This is a genomic window from Peptoniphilus obesi ph1 (assembly GCF_000311865.1).
Classification (GTDB): Bacteria; Bacillota; Clostridia; order Tissierellales; family Peptoniphilaceae; genus Peptoniphilus_E; species Peptoniphilus_E obesi.
Map to the genome: position 1 here is coordinate 247,971 of NZ_HE978582.1, position 26,329 is coordinate 274,299.

Genomic DNA, 26,329 nt, shown 5'->3' on the forward strand with positions numbered 1-26,329 from the left:
AATAGGTTGACAGCTTCTCTATCATTTCTTCCCTATGCCCTTGCATTTTATCCTTTAATTTTCCATATTCTTCATCAGTTAAGGAAACATTTTTATATTCTCCATAAAGGGAGGGGGATATTTTTTCTATCTCCCCCTCTTTTTCTAACTCTATATCTATCTCTTTATCTATCTCTATATCTCCGTTGCAGTTTTGTTGCAAAAGGTTGCAAGGTGTTGCACCATTGTTGCATTGCAACGCTTTTTGTCCTCTTGATTTCCTCGAACGCCTTGTAGACGCTGTTTCTGAACCTATAAGACTTGGGATTTCTGTTAAAAAATACTCGTCATTTTCTGTGATTATCTCCATCAATCCTTGTGCTACAAGATAATTTACTGTAACCATTACATCATCTTCCGTTTCATCAATCGTTAATGCAAGCTCCTTGATAAAGTCTGTTTCTACTCCGTCATAATACAGCTTCCCACTATCTTTTAAGCTAAGCAAAAGCAATTTGAGGTAAATGATTGTATAGGTATCTCCTCCTGATATTTTTCTTAGCCTTTTGATTCTCTTATCTGTAAAAAAATCTTCTTTCAATTTTAACCAATAGTATCTTCTGTTGTCTGCCATTTTTATCTTTCTTCCCCTTTATTTTTATAATTTTCTTTAGCCTTTTCCTTGGCTTTTTGTTTGTACTGCTCCTTTCTTTCCTCTTGCTCTTGGAATTTTTTCAGCTGTGCAATAACACTTGGTTTATCTCCTCTCTTAATTGCCTTATCTATCTCAATAGATAGGTCTATTCCATACTCGTCATTGACAATCTTTACTGCATATTTGATATGGTCTATCTGCTTAAATTCGTCTTGTACTTTAACTTTATCTTCCGTTAAACTTTGTATCTCTTTTTCAAGGTTTGATATTTCTTTTTGCCAATCACTTAATTTTATAGATGATGTCCCTGTAAATTTTTCTATGGTCTTTCTTGCTCTTAGATATCTGTCTATTCCTTTTTTATGAGAATTATAAAAGCTGTCTTTGAATATGGTTTTGCTTTTGTATTCCTGATAAACTTCTTTGTTTTCTTTGATAGAGTCTATGCAGCTTACACATTGATTTAAGTCTTTTATTCTTTGTGTTTTTTCTTGAATATCACCACTTATCTTTTTACTTTGTTTTGCAAGTTCAAAGACTTTTCCTTGTAGGTCTGCTATGGTTTGAAGATGATTATCTTTTAGATAGTAGATTGCTTTTACAAATCTCTTTAGGTCTACATTTCCCTTTTTTATCTGTCCATAGTAGGATAGATTTTTTATTTTTTCTCCCTGTATTTCGTTGTAGATAGAAATATATTCATAAAGGTTAAAGAGTTCTGCTTTGTTCTCCAGTTCATCTTTCTTGGTCTGTTTATACTCATCGTATTTTGCTTGCAGATTTCCAAGTAACCCATCTATCCATGAAGTGATCTCTTTTATCTTGTTCTTGATGGCTTTTACTAAGGAATTATGCTTTTTGATTTCTCTGTTGATGTTTCCTTTGTCGGTTTCGATTCCTTTTTTCTCTAAGGCGCTGGCACTTGCTCCCATGTGAATGGTTGGGATTTCTTCTATCCCTTGTCTTTTGTAGGAACGATGATCCACTCTCTTTTCCTGATGATTTTTTTCTAAATACTGATTACAAAGGCTTGCAAAATTCTCTCGCCATTTCTCTGCGTTGCCTTTATCGTTCCAGTCTGTCAGCTCTACTTTTCTTGTTTTATAGTTTCCGCTTTTTAGTTTTATCTTTTCTCCGTTTTCATCAAGAACATATTCTTTTTTGCTTTTTGCCTGCCACTCTCCTTTTTCATTGATTGGTCTAAGGGTAGTCATAATATGAGCATGGATATTGTTATTTTCTTCATCACTTTCATCATGGATTGCAAGGTCTGCTATCATTCCTTTTGATGCAAAATTTTCTTGTATGAAGTCGATAATGAGTTTCTTGTTTTCTTCAAAAGATAATTCTTTCGGTAAGGCGATAATGAAGTTTCTTGCAAGCTGTGCATTGCTTGCTTTCTCATTTAGTTCAACGCTATTCCATAAAGTAGTTCTATCTTTTAATGCTATGGGGACATTCTCCGGCAAGAAGATTTCTGAATGTAAAAGTCCTTTTTTATTATGGTAGTCGTGAGTTACTCCGTCCCATTCATTTGTTAATTTCTCACAGGATATATATGCTGCACTTGCAACTGCCGATTTACTTTTTCCTCTGCTTATCATTGATATACTAAAGTGAAATGTTTCTGCCATCTGTATAAGCTCCTTTCATTTTTTGTTTGTTTTCAGGTAAATAAAAAAAGCAGACAGGTTATTTTTGTATCTTTTCCTATCTGCTTTATCTGTATATTTTTATTAACTTTTGTATGTTTTAAGACTTGCTAAAATCCCTTAGTTTTTCTAAGGGCGCAATTATACACCCTAAAGGGTGTTTTGCGTTCTGCGAAGCTTTTTGCCCTTGCAGGGAGCTTCTGAAAAAACTAAGTTTTTTTATTCTGTTCACTCAATATCTGTTTCATCTTCCATATCTTTTCCATTTATCATTTTTTCATAGGCTTGTCTGTATTCTTCTGTATCAGTAGCAACTTTAAGTAGTTCTTCTATCTCCTCATTGGCAAACATAAGGGAATTTTCAATTACTCTTTCTACTATCAAGCCTCTTTGTATGAGCCTGTGATTTCTTCTTTTTCGTTCCTTTTCATTTGCCAGTTTTTCTAATTTTTTGCCTTGATTTTGTAATTGTTTCAGCTTTACATCGCACTTTTCTCTTTCTTCCTGAAGTTCAGAAATTTGTTCCTGTACTTCCTGTAATGTTTTTTCTTTCTTCATTTTTAATTCCTCCGTTTTGGTATCTGCTTGTTTCCATAAAGAAAGGTTAAGCACCTTTTTTGACACTTAACCTTTCCAAGTTTTTAGATTTTATCTTCTAAAATCTTTCTCAGTTTTTCTAAAATCCTATCCCTCCTCCCACTGATTGCTTGATGTGTAACTTTCTCTCTTCTGCTGATTGACCTTAGACTTTCTTCTTTGTAGAAGATGGCTTCCATTAACTCTCGTTCTTCTTTTGAAAGAGTATTTAATGCTCTATGAAGTTCTTCAATTTGCATTTTTACTTCTACAATTTTTTCTAAGTCTATTTTTTCATCTATGATGTTATCTACAAAGTGTCCATCATGATCCAGTGCCGAAAATGGTATTACATTATGCTTCCAATCTTTTATTTGGAGATACTTTTCATGCTCTGTTATCTTCCAGTAGGCTTTGTATACTTCTTCACTTACAGGTACGGCTTTGCCTTTTACATAAAGGTAATATTCTTTCTTTGCCATTGTGTTATCCTCCTTTTTAAGTTCTCTGTTTTGCTTTTTGAGAATAAAAAAGGAGGACTTCTACACTTTGGCGTAAAATGTCCTCTCGGCTTAAAAACTAATGTTTTATATAATTTTCTATTTTGTTGTTTCTGGTAAAGTATTATTGCTATGTGTAAGCAATTCCAATAATAAAAAAGGATAATTATATCGTTCTTTGAAAACCGAAACTATAAGTTTTGACATGATTATCCCTCCATATAAAAATACCCTCCTTTTAAAATTGTCGTGTTCCCTTATCCTTTTTAATATTCAACTTAACTTCCTGCATCAATTACGAAAAATATATAACTTCATCACAGACTGCTTCTAAAAACTCAAAGTCATGAGAAATTATCAAAATCAGTTTCTTTTTTTCTTTGAAATTTTTTATATTTTCAGCGACTACTTTCATACTCGCATAATCCAACCCACTTGTCGGCTCATCAAAAAACAGTAGATTTTTATTTGAAAGTAGGGCGGCTAAAATAACCACTCTCTGCTTCTGCCCGCCTGATAAGGTATGAGGATTCTTTTGCTTTAACTTTTCAATTTGCATATCTTCCATATAGATGTTTATTTTATTGTCATCATCTATATCCGATGTCAAACTTATCTCATCATAAACTGTATCAGTAAATAACTGATTGTTTATTTCTTGCATAACTAATAGGCTGTTTCTAACTCTCTCTTTAGAGCATAGTTTCCTATTATTTTTACAAATTGTTCCTGAGGATTGTTTCCCAAGACCACAAACAATTCTCGCAAAAGTAGATTTTCCTATTCCGTTATTTCCAACTATGCCCACAATATTTCCGCTTTCAAATTTTAATCTGTCTACTTTAAAAACAGTTTGCTTATTTCTTTTGTACAGCAAGTCGTTTATTTCTAATTCAGGTACTTTTCGCAAAGAATTTGATTTTCTATTAAAGTTAGCACTACGCAATTCAGTATGTCTAAGTCCTGTTTTCAATCTTTCTTCTTCATCTAAATTTTGAATTTCTTCCATACTGTATTCTCTGATGATTTTCCCATCCTCTAAATATATTGCTGTATCAATAATGTCTTTTAAATACCACAGCCTATGTTCTGCAATAATAATAGTTTTTCCTAAAGATTTAAGCTTTTTTATTGTAAGTGATAGTTCTTTCATTGACTTTATGTCTAAGCTTGAAGACGGTTCATCAAGAATAAATATCTCAGGGTTTAATGCGTAAATACTTGCTATAGCAATCTTCTGCTTTTCTCCTCCGGAAAGATTAAATATATTTTTATTCATCAAGCTTTCAAGATGAAGCTCTTTTTCGACCTCTTTAATCCTTTTGTTAATTACTTCTCTTTCTATTCCGTAATTTTCTAAACCAAAAGCAATCTCATCTGTAGTGTTTGTTGTATAAAATTGTGTTTTAGGATTTTGAAAAACTGAACCTACATCCTTAGATAATTTATAAATTGGTGTGGTAAATGTATTCATACCATTGACCATAACACTGCCAGAAATGTCCCCATCATAAAACTCAGGTATTATGCCGTTCATAAGCTTTAATAGAGTCGACTTTCCGCAACCGCTCCTACCACATAGAAGAATGCATTCCCCTTTTTTGATTTTCAAGTTTATATCTTTTAATGAGTAATCAGATCCTCCCTTGTACTTAAAACTTAATTCTCTAATTTCAATCATAAATCCCACCCTGACACTTTCATAAATATTACTATTGATAAAATTAAAATCATAAGAATTAAAACGCCAATGTCATTTTTTCTAATCTTAATTAGGTATCTACTTGTTTTTTGAACAGGAGCATCAAGCCCCCTTATAATGGCTGATTGGGATAGCTCATCCCCAATTTCTATTACACTTACGAATAAGGGTACAAAAAAGTATTCCATTGTCGCAGCAGGTCTATGAAATAAATTATAAATACTAATGCTAATCCCTCTTGTTTTCATCGCCATATTTATATGACTCCATTCGTCTTTAATAGTAGGCAAACATCTAAATATTACAGAAATCATTATGAGCGAGTCTTTTGAAAGTTTTAATTTTTGTAAAGTTGCCACTGCACCGGAAACAGATGTTGAATTTAAAATCCATTTACCCATGATAATACATGGCAGAAATTTTCTTCCAATTGCTAAGATAAATAAAATTAAATTCAAAAGAAAATTCATACTAAAATAGGCTAAAGATTTTTCCAATACTACACTTATTACAAAAAATAAAACATACCTTATAGCGGATTTTTTATAACCATCGCTAATAATAATGACAAGGAAAAATAATGTAATAAGGCTTTGATAGATCCAATCAAACCCTAAAAAAATTAAAATATTCGCACCTATAAGCAAGATAAGTTTTGTTCTGAGGTCATATTTTGACCCCAGAACAAACTTTGAATTTTCCATTATAAAACTCCTGCGGATTCCAACTTTTTATTTAGTATTTTTTTTGTAAAATAAGAACCAATCAAAGAGAATATAAATGTTCCTATAATCATAACCGGTAACATCCATATTGGTGTCCATGCTCTTACTGTGTTACAAAAGCTTTGATCTAAGCCACCTTTTATTACACTTTCAAAAAATGCTTCTCTCATAACCCAGATTGGTAAGAATCCTCCAAATAAGTTTAGAGAAAAAAACATATGACTAATTGTATTTTTCTTAAAGTCTGTATAATTTCCACCTTTTGCTATGAACATAGCAATTATTCCGGCAGGCACTGCCACTAATGGCGCAATTGGAATATGTCCAGTTGCAACTAATAAAATACTTGGTAAGATAGCTGCGATAACAATAGCAGTAGCTGACTTTGTCTTTGCAAGAAGCATATGATAGGTTGGTGCAGCAAGTAGTGCTACAAGCATAGGCATTAGTAAAAATAAAACAGGGACAGGCATAGATATTGCCCCAATTACTAAATATGTTACAAAGTAAAGTGCAATTAAAACACCGGCTGTAACTGCGTTTTTTGATGATTTCTTTTGTGTTTTCATAAGTTTTCTCCTTTAAAATTGATTGTTACTTTACAATCTTCCATTCTTTAGACTTTTCTTGATAATTCCATAAGTCTTTATATAGTCCTTCATTTTTAATAAGTTCTTCATGCTTCCCAACTTCCTCTACCTTTCCTTTGTTTAAAACAACAATTTTATCAGCTCCCATTACGCTTCTTAATTTATGGGCTACAACCACAACTGTTTTATTTTTAATTAAATTTGATATGGCTTCCTGTATAATAAGTTCATTTTCAGGATCAAGGGATGATGTTGCTTCATCAAGTAGTATTATTGGGGCGTTTTTTAATATTGCTCTCGCTATTGATATTCTTTGTTTCTCACCTCCAGACAGAGTCGCACCTCCTTGTCCAATCATAGTTTCAAATCCATCATCTTTTTTGACTATAAAGTCATAAGCTCCTGCCATTTTTGCAGCATTCATGATTTCATCTTTACTTGCATCTTCATTTCCAAATTTTATGTTGTTATAAATTGTGTCTTTAAAAAGATACACATCTTGAAAAACAACAGAAAATTTATCCATTAATTTATCAGGGTCGGCTGTTAGCAAATCTACTCCACCAATTTTAATTGTCCCTTCATTAGGATCATAAAATCTGGAAATTAATTTAATTAGTGTAGATTTTCCAGAACCAGAGTAACCAACAAAAGCAGTTAATTCATTTTCATTAATGTCTAATGAAACATTATCGATAACCTTAGATTCCTTGTAAGAAAATGAAACATCGTGGATTTCAATTTTGTTGCTTTCGTTTACATCGGAATTTCCTGACATAGGTTTAGCGTTAAGTAAGTTAATGATTCTCTCTCCTGAAACTGATGCCATTTGTAGACCTGTATAATTTACAAGTGCAAGCTCCAAGGGATCAAAAATCCTTGTGCCTACAAATAAGAACATTAAAAATGTATCAATTTCCAAAGATCCATTTATAAATAAATAGGAACCAACTAAACTCATCAAAGGAAGTCCTATTCTTAAAATCATACTTGCTATAGTAGTTAATGAACCAACCCCTTTCTCACTCTTAATATTTGCATTTCTTGAGTTATCTATATCTTCTTCAAGCTTTGTTAATGTATCATCTAAGCTGTTATAAGCTTTTAGAGTCTTAATGGCATCCAAATATTCGTTTATATCTTCTTCCTCTTTTATCCTCATTTTCTTTGTTTTCAAATAAATTTTTTTCTGAAAGTTTTGCATGAGTGTAAGAAGTAGAACAGAAATAGGTAGTCCAATAAGAGTTGCTATTCCCATTTTTACATTAATTATCAAAAATAATATTGAGCAAAGAACTGCTACACATATACCACTGAAGAATTGAGGTAGTTGGTGCGTTACTGCCGTTTCAACTTTGAAAAAATCATTCATTAATGTATCTACGATCTCTGCTGAGCTTTTCCCTGAAATATAACCTATCGGCAGTTTTCTTATGTGGTCTGCAAGCTCTATTCTTCCATCTGCACTTGACTTGTATCCAAGTTCATAGGTATATTTTGTGGCTAAATTTTCCAATAAGAATGTTACAAAGAAAAATATTGCCATTATCCCAAAATACTTCCATAAAAGGCTCGTATCTATACTATCTGCACCTCTATTTAAAAATAGTGTTTCTACAATTTTCGCCAAAGCAATAAATGGTATAAGGTTGGAAATAGAAGCCAAAACATTTAAGGCAATGGATTTTCTTATATTATTCATCTTTCCTAACGTAATATTTCTTATCATTTATTATCACTCCCTTCTATATCCATTTGCCAAATATTTGTCTTCTTATAAATATCAAAGAGTCGCTTATATATTCCATCTGCAAGGATTAAATTTTCATGCTTACCTCTTTCTGCAATTTTTCCATCAGATATTACTAAAATTTGATTTGCATTCTCTATGGTATTTAACCTATGAGCAATCATGATAACTGTCTTATCTTTAACCAATTCAGACAAAGCTTCCTGCATAAGATATTCATTTTCAGAATCAGCAAAACTTGTTGCCTCGTCTAATACTAATATTGGTGCGTCCTTTAAAATCGCTCTTGCTATAGCAATACGTTGTTTCTCTCCTCCGGATAAATAAGTCCCTTTACCCAAAACAGTGTCATACCCATCAGGAAGTTTTACAATAAAATCATGACATCTTGCTTTTTTACATGCTTTTATGACATCCTCTTTTGTAGAACCTGTCTTTGCCATAGCAACATTATTGAAGACTGTATCTGTGATAAGATCACTGTCTTGAAAAACGAATGCTATCCTCTCCATTAAGGCGTTCATCGGAATATTTTTTATATTAACTCCACCAATTTTAATAGAGCCTTCTGAAGGATCGTAAAATCTGGGTATTAGCGTTCCAATGGTAGATTTGCCTGCTCCCGAATAGCCAACTAATGCTGTAACTTCTCCTTGTTTAGCACAGAAGCTTATATTCTTTAAAACCTCTTCATCTCCATAAGAAAAGCTTACATTCTCGAATTCAAGATCATGACCTTTTATCTCTTCCTCGATATTTTCAATTGCCAATTCTTTTTGATCTATAATTTCGTAGATTCTCAAAACAACTTCATTTAGTAAATTCATTCCTTCTGCAAAATCTCTAAGTTTTAATGCAGGTACGCTAATGGCAGGTGCAAGAATCAAATAGAAAATAAAAACTGTAGCAAAATCCAAGTTATTATTTCGTGACATTAAAAGTATTCCTACTGGAACTATGAATGTAGCAACAGATAAAATAAACATTCTAAATGAAACAAATCCCGGTCTTATCATTGATGTCATCGAACTTGTAAAGTCTCTATATTCTCCTACTGACTTTGAAAAAGTTTTAAATGATTTTGCTCCTGTTCCAAATATTTTCACTTCCGGCATACCATTAACGTATTCAGTAGTTGCTGAATTAATTTGATCCAAAATCGCAAAGTTCTTCTCAAGTCCACCCGACTTTATAATCTTTGCCATGATTGCAATCTGAATTCCTAAACCAACAAATATAATTAACAAAGTCGTAAGACCTAATATTAAATTTATCTTCAACATAACAATTATCATTGCTAAAATTAGTGCTAAAGTTGAAATTAAATTTGGTAATTGATGAGAAAAATATCCCTCAATTTGATTCATGTCCGATCCTAATACTTGCCTTATTTTTGACTTGTTGTCTCCGGTAAAAAAACCTAAAGGAAGATTCCCAATATGAAATAATATCTTCTTTTTTAAGTTAGCTATTAAAACATATGAAAACTTATGGCATAAAATACCTCCAATGTAAGTTAAACAATATGACAATACCACTGCTGCAAGTCCATAGGTGCAGAACTGTATTGTACTTTGTTCTAATTTTCCATATAAAAATAGAGATTTTATGACTTTGTATATCACCAAAATTGGACAAATACTTAATAGCATACCAAGACTAACAAATAATATCCCTCCTACAAGTTGTCCTTTTTTTATTTCACTGTAGGAAATAATATCTTTGATTGATTTCTTCTTTTTCATCTAAAACATACCTCCTTACCGAACGAGTTCGTTCATTTGCCTTAAAACTAATACAAGGAAAACACCATTGATGTTTCCCTTGTAAAATACTTATATTTTATTTTTCTCTAATGAGGTCTTTGAAATAGTTCGCTTATTATTCCAAAGGCTTCACTTGAATTTGTTTTGTTTTCTCCCTTAATAATATAGTCATTATATATTGTTCCAACAGCTCCGTATAAAATAAAAGCTGCAAAACTTCTCACATTTTCCCTGTTTATTCCCATACTATTTTCTATTTTTTTATTTTCAATTCCTTCAATTATAAACTCTGAATAGACATCTATAAATTTTCCAATGTAATGAATCAATTCCCATAGCCTGTACGAGTTATCTGTAATTGAATTCTCTTTTGAAAAATTATATCTTGTTGTAAATTGACTGATATCTTTTACTATGAGATCTCTTAAAATTTTTATTCTTTCTTCGTAATCTATTTCCTTATTTTGAAGTATATCCAACTTATTTTTTAGTTTTTCTTCAAAATATGTTTCCATACAAGCTAAAAATATATCTTCTTTAGACTTGAAATAATAATAAAACATTCCCGGAGCTCCATTTACTTCAGAAAGAATATCTCGCACTGAAACTTTTTCATAACCTTTCAACTCAAAAAGTTTAGATGCAACTTCTATCAATTCCTTCTTTCTCTCCTCCGGAGCTTTTGAAATTCTGTTTGACAAATCATCACCCCTTTTGACCGACATTCGTTCTTTATTTATATGTTAGCACACTCTAACCGAAAAGTCAATCTAAAATCTTTCGTTGAAAATCACTTAATGGTATTCCTGCTCTTTTTAGAACCTTTATTTTCTCCTGTTTCTTCTGCTTCCTTCTTGCCTTATATTTATCTTCATACTCTTTCTGTTTTCCGCTTGCCTTTCTCTTTAGATAATTTTGATGTAGTTTATCTTTTCTTTCCTTGATTTTTCTTTCTTCTTCCTCAAGTTTTTGTTTTTCTTCCTCACTTAACTCCGCCTGTGGCAATTCATAATTGCCTATGAAATTAAAGTAAATTTCTATCTTTTGCTTTGATGTCTGACTTCCTTTTCTATCTCTTTCATGTACGATAATTTTTTCTACAAACTCATTTATCATTGTGGTTGTAAGTTCATCAAAGTTTTCATAACGACTGATAAGAGATATAAATTTTTTAGCTCTGTCTGTTTCTTTTTCATATCTTGATATTGTCTGCTCCAAATCCTTAATTTCTTTACTTAAAGTTATCTGCTCCGTTTCATATTGATTATTTAGTATCTCATATCTGCTATTTGGTATTTTGTTAAGGATCATATCTTCATAGATACGACACATCAGTCTTTCTAATTCCTGTAATCGCCCTTTGCTGTCAATAAGCCTTGTGCGTTTCTTTTCTATCTCTATTTTTTCCTTTTCTTCCATTTCATTTTGAATGGAACGGATAAAGGCTTCGTTATCTTCATCAAGATATTTTTTAATATCTTTTAATGTTTCCTGTATTAGATTTAAGACTACTTCTGCTTTTATTCTGTGTGCTGATGGGCAAAGTGTCCCACAAGGTGTTTTGGTATAGGCACTGCAAGTATAATATGGAATATTTTTATAGTTGCTTGTTCTATGAACATACATTTTGCTTCCACAATCTGCACAATACATCAGTCCTGTGAGTGGGTGATATTCTCCCCAACCGTCAGGATACCTTTTTACATTTCCTCTTATCCTTTGCACATTGTCAAAGGTTTCTTGGTCTATGATTGGTTCATGCGTGTTTTCAAAAATAAGCCAGTTATCTTCCGATACATATTTACTTTTCTTGTCCTTGAAATGCTTTCTTGTCTTGAAATTGACTGTATGCCCCAAGTATTCTTGTTTCTTTAAAATGCTTGCTATGGTTGAGCTGCACCAACGATAGGGATGTTCAAAGTTTTTGCTTTGATATAGCCCATAGCCTAATTTCTGTTGATGATAGGCGGGTATATCTACTTTTTCACTCTCCAATATCTTTGCTATTCGATACGGACCATTGCCTTGCATGGTCATATTGAATATGCGTCTTACTACTTCGGCTGCTTTTTCATCTACTATCCATTTGTTTTTATCTTTTTCATCTTTGATATAGCCATAAGGCGGTGTGCTTGCAGTATGTTTCCCACTTTCACCTTTTGACCTGAAAGTCGATTGGATTTTTCTTGATGTATCTCTTGCATACCATTCATTCATGATATTTCTAAAGGGAGTAAAATCATCTTCTCTGTAAAAACTATCTACATTATCATTGATAGCGATTAGTCTTACGCCCTTTTGTCTTAGTATCTCCATACATTGACCGACTTTGAGATAATCTCTGCCAAGTCTGCTCATATCTTTTACAATGATACAACCGATATTGCCTTGATTGACTCCGTTCATCATTGCCATAAATCCCGGTCTGTCAAACTGTGTTCCGCTGATTCCATCATCTGTAAAGTGAATGATGTTTGACAAATTATTTTTGCTTGCGTATTCTTCCAATATTTTTTTCTGATTGATGATGGAGTTACTCTCTCCTTGCAGTTCATCATCACGACTTAATCTCTCATAGAGTGCTGTTATCTTTTCAAAATTCCTCATTTTTACCCCCTTTCTCTTAATTTTTCAATAAAAAAAGAATTAAGAAGTACATATTTCACTAAAATAGTGATTAAGTGTTCTCCTTAATTCTATTACTCCTGCTGCAAGTTTGTATTTCTTGTATTGTTTTACTGCGAAATGGTTTGGCTTTTCTTTTTCTAATGCTTCAAACATATAGTCTACTGCATTTTTAAAATTTTCATCTTCTTCTCTTACCTCACTTGCATCTATCATAGCAAGTAGAGTTGTAAAGTTCTGTTCTTCTTTAGGAGCTTCATACCAGATATATCCTATAAGTGCTGTGTAATAGAGTTTTTCAGCTTTCACCCAAAAATCCTCAGTTGATTTTTCTCCTTCTCCCTTAGTATTTGCAATTATTGTTTGTACTAATTTCAAAATATCTTTTTCACTTTTCAAGTATGCAAAGGGATTATATCTCATGGATTTTTTAAAGTTTATTGTGTTTAGTATTTTTATCTCATATCCATTTCTTTCCAACATTTTCCCACATTCCAAGACTAATGTTCCTTTTGGATCGGTTACTACATATGAAGAGTGCATTTGCATGAGATTTGGCTTTACAAAAAACCTTGTTTTACCACTACCAGAACCTCCAATTACCAATACATTTTTATTTCTCGCATATTTTGGATTTTTAGGTCTATTGTTCATGGTAAGTCTTTCAGTTTGAGTTAATAGCACATTGTTTTCAAACTTCTTGTCAATGTATGGCTCAATGTCTTTTTCATTTCCCCATCTTGCCGACCCATATTCTCTGCCCTCTCTAAACTTTTTTGCATTTTTCTTTTTCTGTATAAGGATTAACTTAATAACTACTGATAGAATTAGACTGGGTATCAGGTTTTTTATTTTTAATGATGGAATATATTTTAAAGTATCTATTTGACTAAAAGCTACTAAAATTCTATCTATTATATCTCCTCCTACATAAGAGTTGACATGGCTTGCAAAGATATTTCCTATATAAAAAAATAAGAGGTAAGGAAGATTTTCTAATACAAATTTCTTCTTATCTCTTATCTTAAAAACATTTTTTATATCTTTTATTATTTCATTTAGTATTTTCGAATTAATCACTTCCTCTCCATAAAAAAGAGTAGATTTCTCTACCCATTAGTATCTTTTTTATATCTTATTACTGGAACTTGTTTTATTTTTTTACCTATCTTTTTTCTTTCCAAGACAAACATCATATTTTCATTTCTTTTAAAATATCCTAAATCTTTATGATAGCTTATACCACACTTGCAATGTAGTAAGCCTATAAATTGTTGTTTCATCTTTCTTTTACATTTTGGGCAAATATTTTTCTTCATTTCATACACTTATACTTTACTTTCAAAGGTAGCTTTTAGTTTCTTTCCTAATGCTTCTGCTCTCATTTTTTATCTATAGATAAGAGAAATTCTTCTACTGGATGTTTCCCTTCTTCTTTTTCATAGTATCCAACAATAAAGCTATTCATGCCTTCTCATCATATATATTATATATCCAAGTGCTTTTATTATAAACTTTGTTCCTGATGCTTATGTTTAACCTTATCTCTGTCAATAGTATCTTTGATTTTATCCTTGAAGTTATTAAGCCTTTCTATTACAGATTTCCTTTTTCTTGACTTATCTTTAGTAAATTTCTGGACTGTCTTTTTAAAAGCTTGTTCCATTACTTTTATATCTTTTGCTTGAAAAAAGATAATGTTGTTTCCATTTTCTAAATCTTTCTTTATAGAAAATTTCACCCCATATCTTTTTAATTCTTTTTTCAATGCTTTTAAGTCTATGTCATTTAATTCTAAGGTTTCTACTTTACCTTTTTTTACAAGATCTTTTACTTTTACTTTTTTAAATTTTTCTAAGGGTCTTGACTGTTCTGTCTGCGCTTTATGTTTATTTATTTCTAATATTTTCTTCATCAAATTTATAACTTGCTTGGCTGTTACTATACTTGCTTTTTTTACTATGGCTATTGTTCTGCTATTTATATCATCATTTTGCATTCACTCACCTACTTTCATTCTTTTTTTAATATTTCATAGGCTAATTTTGATTTCTCCTTCATTTTTTCTATTCTTCTATTTTCTCCTGTAAATATAATGGGACTGCATATTTCAAGTATCCTTGAGTAAATTCTTTTATCTTTTATAGTTTCAGGATTAGTTAAAGCTGATATATTTAAGTTTGTTGTTATAATCAATGGTTTCCCACTTCTATATCTACTATCTATTATGTTAAAGATATGCTCAGCTGCAAAATCTGTATCTCTTTCCATTCCAAAATCATCAATAATTAATAGTTTCTTATGATTTAGGTTATCTATATACTTACTTTTATCAATCTCAAAGTTAGTCATATCATTTAAAATTACTGAAAAATTTGTCATTTTGACTGATATTTCTTTTTCTAGTAAAGCATTTGCTATAGCACTTGCAAGATATGTTTTTCCACATCCCACATTCCCTGTGAGAATTAATCCTATATTATTTTCATATATTTCATCAAATTTTTCCACATAGTTTTTTGCTACTTTTTCATGCTCACTATCTTTGTCCATATTTTTAAAATTCCAATTTAATAAGATAGGATCAGAAAAACACTCTTTTTTTAAGTGTTCAATTTTTAAAAGCCTTTTATTTTCTTTTCTTTTTTCTTCCTCTAATTTTTGTCTTTCTTTTTTACATTGACATAAAATACCAACTTTTTTTATTTCTCCAAAGAAGTCTATTTCTTTTTCAATTGGTGTTTTACATTTTGCACAATATTTTAATCCTGTTTCTTGATCTATATAACTCCTATTTTCTTCATCTTTTGATGGACTATTTGTTTCTGCATTTTTTATTTTCTGTTCTAGGATTTCTTTTATTAATTCCATATGCTCCTCTCCTATCAAGTATTTAAAATTTCTCTCCATATATCCTCATCGTTACTATAGTCATAGTTTTCTCTTTTCTGATTTTCTCTCTTTATGACTTCTATGTTTCTAATATTTTCATCTGCATTGTATAAGAGAGTCAGTAGATAAGCATTAATGTTTCTAATATCCTTTGGAGCATTTTCTCTTAGGTATTTCAAAACATAGTCTATGTGTTTATAGTTAAGACTTAGAAATTTTTCTTTAAAATTTTCATTGGATATATGCCTCCCTCCTATTTTAATGTTTGTAAAGCTAGTTAAGGCTTTTACAAGTACATTTATCATTACATCTACTTTCTTCTTTTCTTCTATTCTTACTTTTTCAAAGGTTTCATAAGATATATTCTTTTTTATAGTTTCTTTTAATTCTTCCTCCTCCAAAGTCTTTTTTGATTTTTCTCCTAGCTTTTCTAAGGGGGATATGGGGGTGGTATTATTAAAATCAGTATTATTAGTTTCAGTATTATTAATATTAGTATTATTAGAGTCCTCTTTTGAAACTTCTTGAGATTTATTTTCTAAACTTCCTGAAGTTTGTTTTTTAAACTTCTTGAGGTTTGCTTTTGAAACTTCTGTAGTTTTATTATTTTCTGTGTAAATAAAGTTCTTTACATAAAGTAAATTTGGCTTTCCAAGTCCTAACCTCTTTTTTTCTAATAATCCTATTTCTTCAATTTCTTTCATTACTTTGACCGATTTATTTCTCCCCCAATTTAATACTTCCATAATTTCTTCTATGGTATAGATGATGTATACCTTGTTTTCTTCATCTAACCATTTATTCTTAATTGACAAGCTCATTCTATCGAGTAGAATTCCATAAAGAATTTTTGCTTCTACGGATAGTTTTTTAAAATTTAAGTCGGTAAATAAAGTTTTGGGAATCCTAAAAAATGAATATTGTTCTGCTTCATTGCCATAATAGTATTCAAATTTAACTATTTCTTTCATCATAACCCCCTTTCTTTTCATATAAAAAGAGATAGCTTTGATTTTGCTATCTCTTTTTCATCGTTTTAATCTATTTATTTTTATATTTAAATTACTTTTATTCTTTCATTCACCCCTTCTATCACTTCTATAATAAAATATCCTAGCACTGGTAAACCATAAGGACTAAAAAGATATGCTATTATAATTGCCTCTATAGCAAGTGCTTTTTCTCCATGATAAACAGATCCTAAAAATCCCATAATAGCAATAAATGAAATCAGTTTGAAAAATATTGTGCTGAGTCCTAATACAAACGTTAAAAATAGAGTGATGATACTTAACGCTATACTAATAGGAAACAATATGATTTTGAAAAAAACTCTAAATATTATCATATTCTCTTCAATCCTTATTACTTATGTTTTCTTTTCTTTTTTGTTAATTTAATAAAAAAGATGACAGACTTAATCCTAAATCATCTTGTTTAAAAGTTTTGTGGAAGCCTTTAAACTTTGATTTTAATGGATTTATTGTATCTGTCATCATTATATCACTGTCCCCAGAGCCACTGTCTCCAATAATGGCGACAAGATCTCCTTTTTCCATTTCAAAGTTCACATTTGATAGAGCGTGTACTTCTACTCCATTATTGTAAGTTTTTGTTAAATCTACTGTTTTTACAATATTCATATTTAGTCCTCCTTATCTTTCTTAGATGATATTAGACTTAAGTGACTGGAAAGTGACTAGAAAAAAATGACTGTGCTTTATTTACACAGCCATAATTAAATCAGTTATAAAATCTCAGTTCAAAGGAATTTGATTTCTTCCCCTTATGATATAAAAGCTCTCCATTTTGTCTTTCCATAACAGATTTTGCCATAGGAAGCCCAATCCCATAGCCTTTTGAATTTGGATCTATCTTATAAAAACGTTTAAAAACTTTTTCTAACATTTCACGATCCAAACCTTTAGAAAAATCTTCCACAAAAATACTTTTATATAGATTGGTTTCTTTAAGTTGGATTTCTATCTGTCTACCTTCTGTAGCTTCTATACCATTTTTCATCACATTGAAAAGTGCTTCATAGGTCCATTTCTTATCACATATAAGATTAAAATCATCTCCATAAAGAGAAATTTCAACATTATCATTAATAAAATAATCTTTTAGCTTTTGTATGATATCTTCAATTAATTCTCGAGCAGATATCCTGTCTTTTGTCATTTCTATTGTACCTGAATCAAGGGCTGCAAGTTTTAATAAAATGTCAGATAGATTGTAAAGTCTAAGAAGATTGTCCCTAAGTCTAGATATATATTCTTTTACCGATTCATCTTCTTCGTCTTCTAATAAGTCAAGTAATAATAGAGATCCGGTTAATGGAGTTTTTATTTGATGGGCAATATCTTCCGTATATTCCCTTAGAATTTCTTTATTTTTCTCAGCATTTTCAGCTATTCTCTTATTTTCTATAATAATTTTAATAATCTCATCTCTGAGTTTACCAAATTCATCGTCTATAATTTCATAATTATCCGAGTCTATATCCAATAAATGGAGGAGGATAAATATATTATTAATCTTATCTTCTAGCTCTTTTTCTTTTTTATTTTCAATATTTCTAAGAATTAGAAATAAAATTACATTTATTAGTAGAAAACCTATGAGTGTTAGAATATCAAACCTTGGGTTTAGATAGACTACAAACAAAGACATTATCAAATTTAAAATTAAGACAAGTAAAATATTTTTGTTTTTATTCATTGTCCCACCTATATCCTATCCCTCTAAGAGTTTTTATATGATTACCATAATCTCCAAGTTTAGATCTGAGTCTTTTTATGGTGACAGTTAATGTATTGTCATTTACCTCATAAAAATCATAACCCCATACATAATCTAAAATTCTCTCCCTTAATAGATTTATATTTTGGTTTTCTAAAAGCATTTCCAATATAGCAAACTCTTTTAAGTTAAGATCTAAATCTTTTCCATCTATCGAAGCTTGTTTTGATATAAGATCTAAAGATAAATTTTCAAAAGTCAGCTCATTCACTTTTTTAATTTTTCTACTAAAAACATTGTCTATTCTCGCCTTTAGGACAGGAAGAGAAAAAGGTTTTGTAATATAGTCATCTGCTCCTCGGGAAAGACCTTTTATAACATATTCATCTTCATTTTTTACAGTAAGCATTATTACAGGAAGGTCAGAAAATCCCCTCAGCCACTTTAAAAAATTAAAGCCTGATCCATCTGGAAGATTGGCATCAAGTAGAATTAAATTAAAATCATTAAAATTAAGATTTTCTGTCAGAGAAAGATTGTTATAAATAATTGTTTCAATATTATGTTTGTTTAAGTAAGTTTTAACAGCAAAGGCAATTGTGCTGTCATCTTCAATCATTAATATTTTCAATTCCATATCTCCCATATTTCAGATATATCATATTTAAAATACCTATAAATTTTAGCAAGTATTTTCATACTAACATTTTTATATACTTACATTTTTCTATTGTTGCTTTTATGGGTCCAATTATTCAAAATTTTATAAATTATTTCTTACATAATTTATAAAATTTCGTTCTATGTTAATATAATCTTTTGATCTATACGTTTTCTCAGTAATACTATACTATATCTTACAACTTAATCTTTACAAAATTCTTAAAACTAATTTATTTATGTTTTTTTACTAAAAAGTTACTGTTTTTATCTTATGAACTAACAGAAAAATAATTTTACCACTTAAAAATATAAAAATATCAAATTTTCATTATATTTTTTATAATCTGGAAGCTAGGCTCTAAGAAGAGATTATAAAAAATCGGCATAACGGTTAATACCCTCATGCCGATTAAATTCCAAGAAAATAATTTTCTTAAAAACCCAACTTTTTTATTTCTCATTTTTAATTTTTATTTTTCCTCGCCTTAATCTTATCGGTAAAATTATAAATCTCACTTGATTTAAAAACTATAAGTAAAATTAAATAGCTAAGTCCAGAAAGACCAATGGCTAAAAGCATGGCTATTTTAAAGTCTATAAGGCTATTTAAATATTCAAAAGATACTTTTGCAATAACTCCCATAACTAAGGCAGCAATCAATATTTTTAAAAGTTCCTTGATAGATTTTTTAGAAAATACTGAACCTATCCTTCTATTAGCTGAAATTATTATTAAAATTGCTCCAACTATAAATGAAACAGACGTTGCAAGTGCAAGTCCTAAGATGCCCATTTTCCCGATAAGAATTAAGCTTAATCCAATGTTTAATAAAACTATTATTATAGAATTTATAACTGGTGTCTTTGCATCCATAATTGTGTAAAAAACTCTAGAAATAATTTCTCTAAAACCTATTCCAATTATTCCAAAAGAATAAAGAGCCAAAACTTCAGCTGTAATTACTCCATCTTGTTTTGAAAAAGCTCCACCAACAAATAATAGTTTTACTATTGGCTCTGCTAGTATAAATAAACCAATTGTTGCAGGCACTACAAGAAATGACATGGTTATAATTGAATCTTGTATTTTTTCTTTTAAGCCTGAAAAATCTTTTTCACTAGCAGACTTTGCCATTTCAGGATAAACTGCTGTAACTATTGATGTTACAACTATTCCTGTTACAAATCCTTGTAATTTATAGGCATAGTTTAATGAAGATATGGCACCTGAAAATAACTCAGATGATAAAGATTTAGAAATTATAAAGTTTAATTCTATAACTGATGTCGAAATTATTACCGGAAGAATTATTTTCATAAGCTTTCTAAAGTTTTCATCTTTTAAATCAAATATAAATTTGTGTTTGTAAGAGCTCTTTGCTATGTATGGAATAAATATTATGTATTGAAACACAAAGGCGAAAAATATTCCCCATGCAAGATAATTAACAGAGGTCTTTTTTGCTATATACATGGCCGCAATTATTATAATATTCATAATTATTGCGTGAGCTATCGATACAATAAATTTTTTCTTTATTTGTAAATAAGCTTTAAATATAGAAAAAAATGTTGTTGCAGCTATTGATAAAAGAGCAATTCTTGTCATATATACTGCAAGTTCTAATTTTTCTCCTGTAAAACCTATTGCCATTAGATTTACTAAATTTTTAGAAAATATAAGTCCTAGCAGGGACAAGAAAAATGTAAGCAATAAAACTATATTTGAAAGGTTTGATGTAAATTTATTTGCCTCTTCTTCTGAAGAAGTTTCCAAAATTTCATTGTAAATTGGAATGTAACCATTTGCAGTTGCACCAGATATAACATTTGTAAATGTCATAGGAATTTGAAAAGCAACTAAAAATACATCGGCTATAATGCTAGTTCCAAAAAATTGAGCCAGGGCTTTTTCTCTTGCCAGTCCAAATATTTTAGATATTATTGTAACTATCATCAATATATAAGATGTTTTCATTTTCTACCTCACTTTATTTCATTGTAACAAAGATTTTAAAAAAATTATATTATTTGCTGGCAAATTTTAAAATATTAAATGCCTTTAAAAAATATTGCCATCGTTATTAAATTGTAGTAAAATTTCATTGTTATAAAGTTTTAGGGAGGTAAATTATGATAATTGGAGTTGTTAAAGAAATCAAAGATCAGGAAAGCAGAGTCGCTGCTACACCTGCTAGTGTAAAAGAACTTGTGGAACAAGGAAATACTGTTTACATAGAAAAGGCGGCGGGCCTAGCCTCTGGCTTCACAGATGAAAAGTATATATCTAAAGGAGCAACAATTCTTGATACTGCCAAAGAAGTCTGGGAAAAATCAGATATCATTTATAAGGTAAAAGAACCAATTGAATCTGAATATAAGTATTTAAGACCAGGACTAATAGTTTATTCTTATCTTCACTTATCCGCAGATCCCAAACTAACTAAAGAAATGATAGATAAAAAAGTAACATCAATTGCATTTGAAACAATCGAAGTTAATGATACTCTACCACTTCTTAAGCCAATGTCTGAGGTTGCTGGTAGGATGGCAGTGCAAGAGGGTGCAAAATACTTAACTATCCCTATGGGTGGTAAAGGTGTTTTACTAGAAGGTGTTCCAGGCGTATCCCCTGCCCATGTTGTAATTATTGGTTCTGGTACAGTTGCAAATGCTGCTACAAGAATGGCCGTTGGTATGGGTGCTAGGGTAACTGTAATCGGAAGAAATATAGAAAAACTTGGTAAATTTATAGATGTATTTTCTGGTGCAATTGAAACTCTATACTCAACACCTGGAAATATTGAAGATGCTTTAAAATCTGCAGACCTTGTTGTTTCAACTGTACTTACTCCAGGACACAAGGCACAAAAAATTGTTACAGAAGAAATGGTAAAAAATATGGAAAAAGGTTCTGTTATTGTCGATGTTGCGATTGACCAAGGTGGTTCAATAGAAACTACTGAAAACCATCCAACATCTTATAGCGATCCAGTATTTGTAAAACACGGAGTAATTCACTATGCCGTAACAAATATACCTGGTGCTGTTGCAAAAACATCAACTTATGCCCTTTCAAATGCAACATCAAAATATATTAATTTAATTGCTAAGTATGGTTTAAAAGATTCTATTAAACATGCAAAAGAAATTGCATCCGGTATCAACACATACGATGGAAAAGTAACTTACAAGGCAGTTGCTGATGATCTAGGTTATGATTTCCATGAATTATCAGATCTTTTATAAGATAAAATCTTTAAAGGCAGTCATTTATTTGACTGTCTTTTTTTATTGGGGAAATTTGTTTTTTAATTATTTTTTATTTTAAAATTTGTAATTTTACATAGATTTTTTATTTTTACTATATTTTATTTATTATTTTGAAAAATATAGCTTGTATTTTATTTTTAATGAGTATATAATGTGAGGAAATTATTTTAACTCGATAAAGAGTTAATAGTTTAATTTATTATATAGGAGGAAACATATGAACAGAGTTTATAATTTTTCAGCAGGACCTGCTATGATGCCTGTGGAAGTTTTAGAAGAAGCTGCAAAAGAGATGCTTAATTACAAGGGCTGCGGTTCTTCGGTTATGGAACTTAGTCACAGAAGTGCTGAATATAAAGAAATTCACGAAGAAGCCAAAAACTTGTTAAAAGAATTAATGAATCTAGATGATAAACATGAAATTCTTTTCCTACAAGGAGGCGCTTCATCGCAATTTTATATGCTTCCTATGAATATCCTAAATAAAGAGGATAGAGCAAGTTATCTAATTACTGGTTCTTGGGCAAAAAAAGCCTACAAGGAAGCAAAATATTTTGGACAAATAGATATATTAGCTTCATCAGAAGATGATAACTTTACCTATATACCTGAAATTAAAGAAAATAATATAGCTAAAGAATCTAAATATTTATATCTTTGTACGAATAACACTATTTATGGAACTAGAATTGATCCAAAAACTATTAAAAATTTAAAATCTAATATAGTTGCTGATATGTCTTCAAATATTTTATCTGAAGAATATGATATGAATCAATTTAAAATAGCCTTTGCTGGCGCACAAAAAAACCTAGGTCCTAGTGGTTTGACTGTAGTTGTAGTTGAAAAAGATTTTATAGAAGAAAATAAAAAAGATCTTCCAAGCATGCTAAACTACACTACCCACCTAGAAAAAGATTCCATGTATAATACTCCGCCTTGCTACAGCATCTATATGTGTGGCTTAGTTGCAAAATGGATGAAAAATATAGGTGGAGTTAAAAAATTAGAAGAATTAAACAGAGAAAAAGCAAAATTACTTTATGACTTTATAGACAATTCAAATCTTTATAAAAATAATATTAAAAAAGAAGATAGGTCTTTGATGAATATTGTATTTGTTACTGGCGATGAAGAACTTGACAAGGAATTTGTAAAAGAATCCAAGGCTGCAAATATAGTAAATATTAAAGGTCACAGAAGTGTTGGCGGCATGAGGGCAAGTATTTATAATGCTATGCCTATAGAAGCTGTAGAATACTTGATTAACTTTATGAAAGATTTTGAAATCCAGCATAAATAAGGAGATATAAAATGAACAAAGATAAGAATTTAGATAATTTAGAAAATAAATACACAATAAAAACAATTAATAATATTTCAAAAAAAGGTTTAGACCTGATAGATGATAATTTTATTATAGATCCAGACGCAGAAAATCCAGATGCCATTCTAGTAAGAAGTGCTGATATGCATAAATATGATTTTACAGAAAATATCAGATTTATCGGCAGGGCTGGTGCAGGTGTCAATAATATTCCAATTGATGATTGTTCAAAAAGAGGAATTGTTGTAGCAAATGCACCTGGCGCAAATGCCAACGCTGTAAAAGAACTCGCAATCACCGCTCTTTTACTTGCTTCAAGAAAAGTCATTGATGCAATTGAATGGACAAAAACTTTAACTGATGAAGATGATGTTGGAAAAGAAGTTGAAGCTTATAAAAAGAACTTTGCTGGGCCAGAACTTCTAGGCAAAAAATTAGGAGTGATTGGGCTTGGTGCAACAGGAAGACTTGTTGCTTCTGCTGGAATAAGTCTTGGTATGCAAGTCTATGGTTTTGACCCCTTTATTTCTATAAATAACGCTCTTAACCTAGACACTCATGTTAATTATGTGGATGATCCAAAAGAACTTTTTAAAAATTGTGATTATATTTCTATCCACATTCCTTTGACAGAAGATACAAAAAATTATATAGGTGAAGATCTTTTAAGTCAGGCAAAAGATGGCCTCAGACTTTTAAATATAGCAAGGGCTGGACTGGTTGACTTAGAAGCTTTGGAAAAATATCTTGAAAATGGAAAAATTGCTAAATATGTAGTTGATTTTCCAAACAAGGAAAGTCTTAAATTAAAAAATACAATCAATATTCCTCATCTAGGTGCATCTACTCCAGAAAGTGAAGAGAATTCTGCCAAGATGGTCGTAGAAGAAATGATGGATTATATGAATAATGGTAATATAAGAAATTCTGTAAATTTCCCAGATTCTGATATGGGAGTTTGCCAAGCTGCTCACAGGATAACCCTTCTTCATAAAAATATTCCAAACATGCTAGGACAAATCACATCAGTCCTTGCAGAAGAAGGCATAAATATAGCAAATCTTTTGAATAGACACAAAAAAGATTGGGCCTACACTATGATCGATATAGATTCTGAACCAGAAAGTGATCTTAGGGAAAAATTAGCCAAGATTGATGGACTTGTAAGAGTAAGAATTATAAGGTAGGTGGATTATGGCAACGATAAAAGCTTTTAAAGCTCTTAGACCGAAAAAAGAATTTGCAAGCCAAATAGCTGCCCTTCCCTACGATATTTTTACTACTGAAGAAGCAAGAGAAGAGATAAATAAAAATCAACTTTCATTTTTAAAAGTTGATCTTCCACTTGCTAGTCTTGAGCAAAATAAAAATTACACTGACAAGGAAATAAATCAAAAAGCAAAAGAAAATCTAGATCAAATGTTAGACCAAGGCTATTTTTATCAAGAAGATGAGGACTGCCTTTACCTTTATAATCTAAATTTTAGGGGAAAAGACCAAGCGGGCCTAATAGCTTCTTGTTCAATTGATGAATATATAAATGACACTATCAAAAAGCACGAAAAAACTCTGCTGGCAAAACAAAAAGATAGGACAGAGCATATAGATATCCTAGATGCAAACACTGGACCAATATTTTTAACATATTCATCAAATGATAAAATAAAAAATCTTATAGCTGGTCTTAAAAAATCTGATCCAGAAATTGAATTTACAAGTCCAGACGGAGTTAAGCATTCAATATGGACCATAAGGGACCAGGAAATTATAAAAAATTTAGTCAAGGAATTTGAAAAAATTAATAATTTTTATATAGCTGATGGCCACCACAGGTCTGCTTCTGCAGTCCAAGTTGCCAAAAAAAGAAGGCTTGAAAATCCAAATTACAAGGGCGACGAAGAATTTAATTATTTCTTATCAATGCTTGTAGATAAGGATGAAATTCAAATTTATGATTACAATAGGCTGGTAAAAGATTTAAATAATCTAAGCGAAGAAGAATTTTTAGAAAAATTAAAAGAGGATTTTGACCTAGAAAAGCTAGATAAAATTTATAAGCCAGCTAAAAAAGGAGAATTTACTTTATTTATCGGCGATTCTCACTACAAAATGACCTATAAAAATAAAAGACAAGGTCTTGTTGAAAATTTAGATGTATCAATATTACAAGATCTAGTTTTAGATAAGATTCTTGGAATTAAAGATCCAAGAAAAGATAAGAGAATTGATTTTGTCGGAGGAATAAGGGGTCTTGATGAGCTTGAAAGAAGAGTTCGCAAGGATATGGCAATAGCTTTTGCACTTTATCCAACTTCACTAGATGAGCTTATTCAAATTGCAGACCAAAATAAAAACATGCCTCCAAAATCTACCTGGTTTGAACCAAAACCAAGATCAGGTTTATTTATTCATAAGTTAAAATAAAAAAATGTCCTCACACATTTAAGTGGAGGACATTTTCTATTTATCTCATATCTTTAATTTATTTCATAAGGAAAGTTTTCATATTTCATGAATAAATTGCTAAAGGTAAAAAGACCCTTGGCAATAACTTTTTTATCTTCATTAGTAACTGTAACTTCTGAAACTTTAAAAACTTCATGATTTCTAATTAATTTTGCCATGGCATAAACTTTTTTGCCGTGGCATTCTTTTTCTGAAAAATAACTAATATTACTTGATAAGGTCGCCATCTTATTGCCACAAGTGGCTATGGAATTAATGCCCGCTATAGAATCTGCCAAAGTAAAAATAATTCCTGGAGCAATCTTTCCACTATCATCTATAAAAATATCTTTTACAATAATATCTGCCTTGCTCGTCCCTTGATTAATTTTTACATTGTCAATTCCAACAAGTTCTATAAAATCTTCTGAATTATTCATACTGCTTGCTTGATCCATTTTATATCA

General features: G+C 30.5%; 26 protein-coding genes. 4 read left to right on the top strand and 22 right to left on the bottom strand.

From position 1 onward, the window contains the following. The 21 genes from HGPB_RS07090 to murJ form a co-directional block, all read right to left on the bottom strand. Positions 1 to 613: phage replisome organizer N-terminal domain-containing protein (locus HGPB_RS07090; protein ID WP_019132987.1), on the bottom strand; the 613-nt coding region annotated here is incomplete at its 3' end. A 2-nt stretch (positions 614 to 615) separates the two neighbouring features. Further along, positions 616 to 2,268, bottom strand: coding sequence for a MobQ family relaxase (gene mobQ / locus HGPB_RS07095; protein WP_019132988.1), 1,653 nt, complete (start codon positions 2,266 to 2,268; stop codon positions 616 to 618). A 246-nt stretch (positions 2,269 to 2,514) separates the two neighbouring features. Continuing rightward, positions 2,515 to 2,844 (bottom strand): DUF3847 domain-containing protein, encoded by a 330-nt coding sequence (locus HGPB_RS07100; protein ID WP_019132989.1) that lies wholly within the window; start codon positions 2,842 to 2,844, stop codon positions 2,515 to 2,517. An 83-nt stretch (positions 2,845 to 2,927) separates the two neighbouring features. After that, a complete protein-coding gene (locus HGPB_RS07105) occupies positions 2,928 to 3,344 on the bottom strand; it encodes a sigma-70 RNA polymerase sigma factor region 4 domain-containing protein (RefSeq protein WP_019132990.1) in 417 nt (138 codons plus the stop codon). A gap of 313 nt (positions 3,345 to 3,657) precedes the next feature. Next, a complete protein-coding gene (locus HGPB_RS07110; RefSeq protein ID WP_019132992.1) occupies positions 3,658 to 5,043 on the bottom strand; it encodes an ABC transporter ATP-binding protein in 1,386 nt (461 codons plus the stop codon). Further along, positions 5,040 to 5,768: an energy-coupling factor transporter transmembrane component T gene (locus HGPB_RS07115; RefSeq protein ID WP_019132993.1), complete on the bottom strand. Its 729-nt coding sequence runs from the start codon at positions 5,766 to 5,768 to the stop codon at positions 5,040 to 5,042. Before HGPB_RS07115 ends, HGPB_RS07110 begins: the two co-directional genes overlap by 4 nt. Then, entirely contained in the window at positions 5,768 to 6,358 is a 591-nt protein-coding gene (locus tag HGPB_RS07120; protein WP_004827287.1) for an MptD family putative ECF transporter S component, read from the bottom strand. Before HGPB_RS07120 ends, HGPB_RS07115 begins: the two co-directional genes overlap by 1 nt. A gap of 25 nt (positions 6,359 to 6,383) precedes the next feature. Then, on the bottom strand, positions 6,384 to 8,108 hold the full coding sequence (locus HGPB_RS07125; RefSeq protein ID WP_019132994.1) for an ABC transporter ATP-binding protein: 1,725 nt from the start codon (positions 8,106 to 8,108) through the stop codon (positions 6,384 to 6,386). Then, positions 8,105 to 9,874, bottom strand: coding sequence for an ABC transporter ATP-binding protein (locus HGPB_RS07130; protein WP_019132995.1), 1,770 nt, complete (start codon positions 9,872 to 9,874; stop codon positions 8,105 to 8,107). The genes HGPB_RS07125 and HGPB_RS07130 overlap by 4 nt, the downstream gene beginning before the upstream one ends. 107 nt (positions 9,875 to 9,981) lie before the next feature. Then, on the bottom strand, positions 9,982 to 10,596 hold the full coding sequence (locus HGPB_RS07135) for a TetR/AcrR family transcriptional regulator (RefSeq protein WP_019132996.1): 615 nt from the start codon (positions 10,594 to 10,596) through the stop codon (positions 9,982 to 9,984). Positions 10,597 to 10,660: 64 nt separating this feature from the next. Next, positions 10,661 to 12,502: a recombinase family protein gene (locus HGPB_RS07140; RefSeq protein WP_019132997.1), complete on the bottom strand. Its 1,842-nt coding sequence runs from the start codon at positions 12,500 to 12,502 to the stop codon at positions 10,661 to 10,663. A 39-nt stretch (positions 12,503 to 12,541) separates the two neighbouring features. After that, positions 12,542 to 13,600, bottom strand: a complete 1,059-nt coding sequence (locus tag HGPB_RS07145; protein ID WP_019132998.1) for a VirD4-like conjugal transfer protein, CD1115 family — start codon at positions 13,598 to 13,600, stop codon at positions 12,542 to 12,544. Positions 13,601 to 13,629: 29 nt separating this feature from the next. Then, complete coding sequence (locus HGPB_RS07150; protein ID WP_019132999.1) at positions 13,630 to 13,839, bottom strand: hypothetical protein; 210 nt, start codon at positions 13,837 to 13,839, stop codon at positions 13,630 to 13,632. Positions 13,840 to 14,027: 188 nt separating this feature from the next. Then, positions 14,028 to 14,519: a PcfB family protein gene (locus HGPB_RS07155; RefSeq protein ID WP_019133000.1), complete on the bottom strand. Its 492-nt coding sequence runs from the start codon at positions 14,517 to 14,519 to the stop codon at positions 14,028 to 14,030. Between the two features lie 14 nt (positions 14,520 to 14,533). Beyond that, positions 14,534 to 15,391: an ATP-binding protein gene (locus HGPB_RS07160; RefSeq protein ID WP_005956106.1), complete on the bottom strand. Its 858-nt coding sequence runs from the start codon at positions 15,389 to 15,391 to the stop codon at positions 14,534 to 14,536. A 14-nt stretch (positions 15,392 to 15,405) separates the two neighbouring features. After that, a complete protein-coding gene (locus HGPB_RS07165; protein WP_019133002.1) occupies positions 15,406 to 16,383 on the bottom strand; it encodes a replication initiator protein A in 978 nt (325 codons plus the stop codon). Positions 16,384 to 16,469: 86 nt separating this feature from the next. Further along, the gene (locus tag HGPB_RS07170) at positions 16,470 to 16,760 is read right to left on the bottom strand and encodes a CD1845 family protein (protein ID WP_019133003.1); all 291 of its coding nucleotides are present in this window, start codon (positions 16,758 to 16,760) and stop codon (positions 16,470 to 16,472) included. Positions 16,761 to 16,803: 43 nt separating this feature from the next. Then, on the bottom strand, positions 16,804 to 17,055 hold the full coding sequence (locus tag HGPB_RS09075) for a hypothetical protein (RefSeq protein WP_019133004.1): 252 nt from the start codon (positions 17,053 to 17,055) through the stop codon (positions 16,804 to 16,806). Between the two features lie 100 nt (positions 17,056 to 17,155). After that, positions 17,156 to 18,133 carry a sensor histidine kinase gene (locus HGPB_RS07180; RefSeq protein WP_019133005.1) on the bottom strand — a complete coding sequence of 326 codons (978 nt, stop codon included), beginning with the start codon at positions 18,131 to 18,133 and terminating at the stop codon, positions 17,156 to 17,158. Beyond that, positions 18,126 to 18,785 (bottom strand): response regulator transcription factor, encoded by a 660-nt coding sequence (locus tag HGPB_RS07185; RefSeq protein ID WP_019133006.1) that lies wholly within the window; start codon positions 18,783 to 18,785, stop codon positions 18,126 to 18,128. The genes HGPB_RS07180 and HGPB_RS07185 overlap by 8 nt, the downstream gene beginning before the upstream one ends. Before the next feature lie 495 nt (positions 18,786 to 19,280). Continuing rightward, entirely contained in the window at positions 19,281 to 20,795 is a 1,515-nt protein-coding gene (gene murJ, locus HGPB_RS07190; protein WP_019133007.1) for a murein biosynthesis integral membrane protein MurJ, read from the bottom strand. Positions 20,796 to 20,950: 155 nt separating this feature from the next. Here murJ and ald point away from each other — a divergent pair, with 155 nt between their 5' ends. The 4 genes from ald to HGPB_RS07210 all read left to right on the top strand — a co-directional run bounded on the left by ald (position 20,951) and on the right by HGPB_RS07210 (position 25,841). Next, positions 20,951 to 22,066 carry an alanine dehydrogenase gene (ald, locus tag HGPB_RS07195; RefSeq protein WP_019133008.1) on the top strand — a complete coding sequence of 372 codons (1,116 nt, stop codon included), beginning with the start codon at positions 20,951 to 20,953 and terminating at the stop codon, positions 22,064 to 22,066. Positions 22,067 to 22,307: 241 nt separating this feature from the next. Continuing rightward, positions 22,308 to 23,393: a 3-phosphoserine/phosphohydroxythreonine transaminase gene (gene serC / locus HGPB_RS07200; protein ID WP_019133009.1), complete on the top strand. Its 1,086-nt coding sequence runs from the start codon at positions 22,308 to 22,310 to the stop codon at positions 23,391 to 23,393. An 11-nt stretch (positions 23,394 to 23,404) separates the two neighbouring features. Beyond that, positions 23,405 to 24,604, top strand: a complete 1,200-nt coding sequence (locus tag HGPB_RS07205; RefSeq protein WP_019133010.1) for a phosphoglycerate dehydrogenase — start codon at positions 23,405 to 23,407, stop codon at positions 24,602 to 24,604. Positions 24,605 to 24,611: 7 nt separating this feature from the next. Further along, a complete protein-coding gene (locus HGPB_RS07210) occupies positions 24,612 to 25,841 on the top strand; it encodes a DUF1015 domain-containing protein (RefSeq protein WP_019133011.1) in 1,230 nt (409 codons plus the stop codon). A 53-nt stretch (positions 25,842 to 25,894) separates the two neighbouring features. On the opposite strand, the gene HGPB_RS07215 is transcribed toward HGPB_RS07210, so the two are convergent. After that, the gene (locus HGPB_RS07215; RefSeq protein ID WP_019133012.1) at positions 25,895 to 26,320 is read right to left on the bottom strand and encodes a PaaI family thioesterase; all 426 of its coding nucleotides are present in this window, start codon (positions 26,318 to 26,320) and stop codon (positions 25,895 to 25,897) included. Positions 26,321 to 26,329 lie beyond the last annotated feature (9 nt).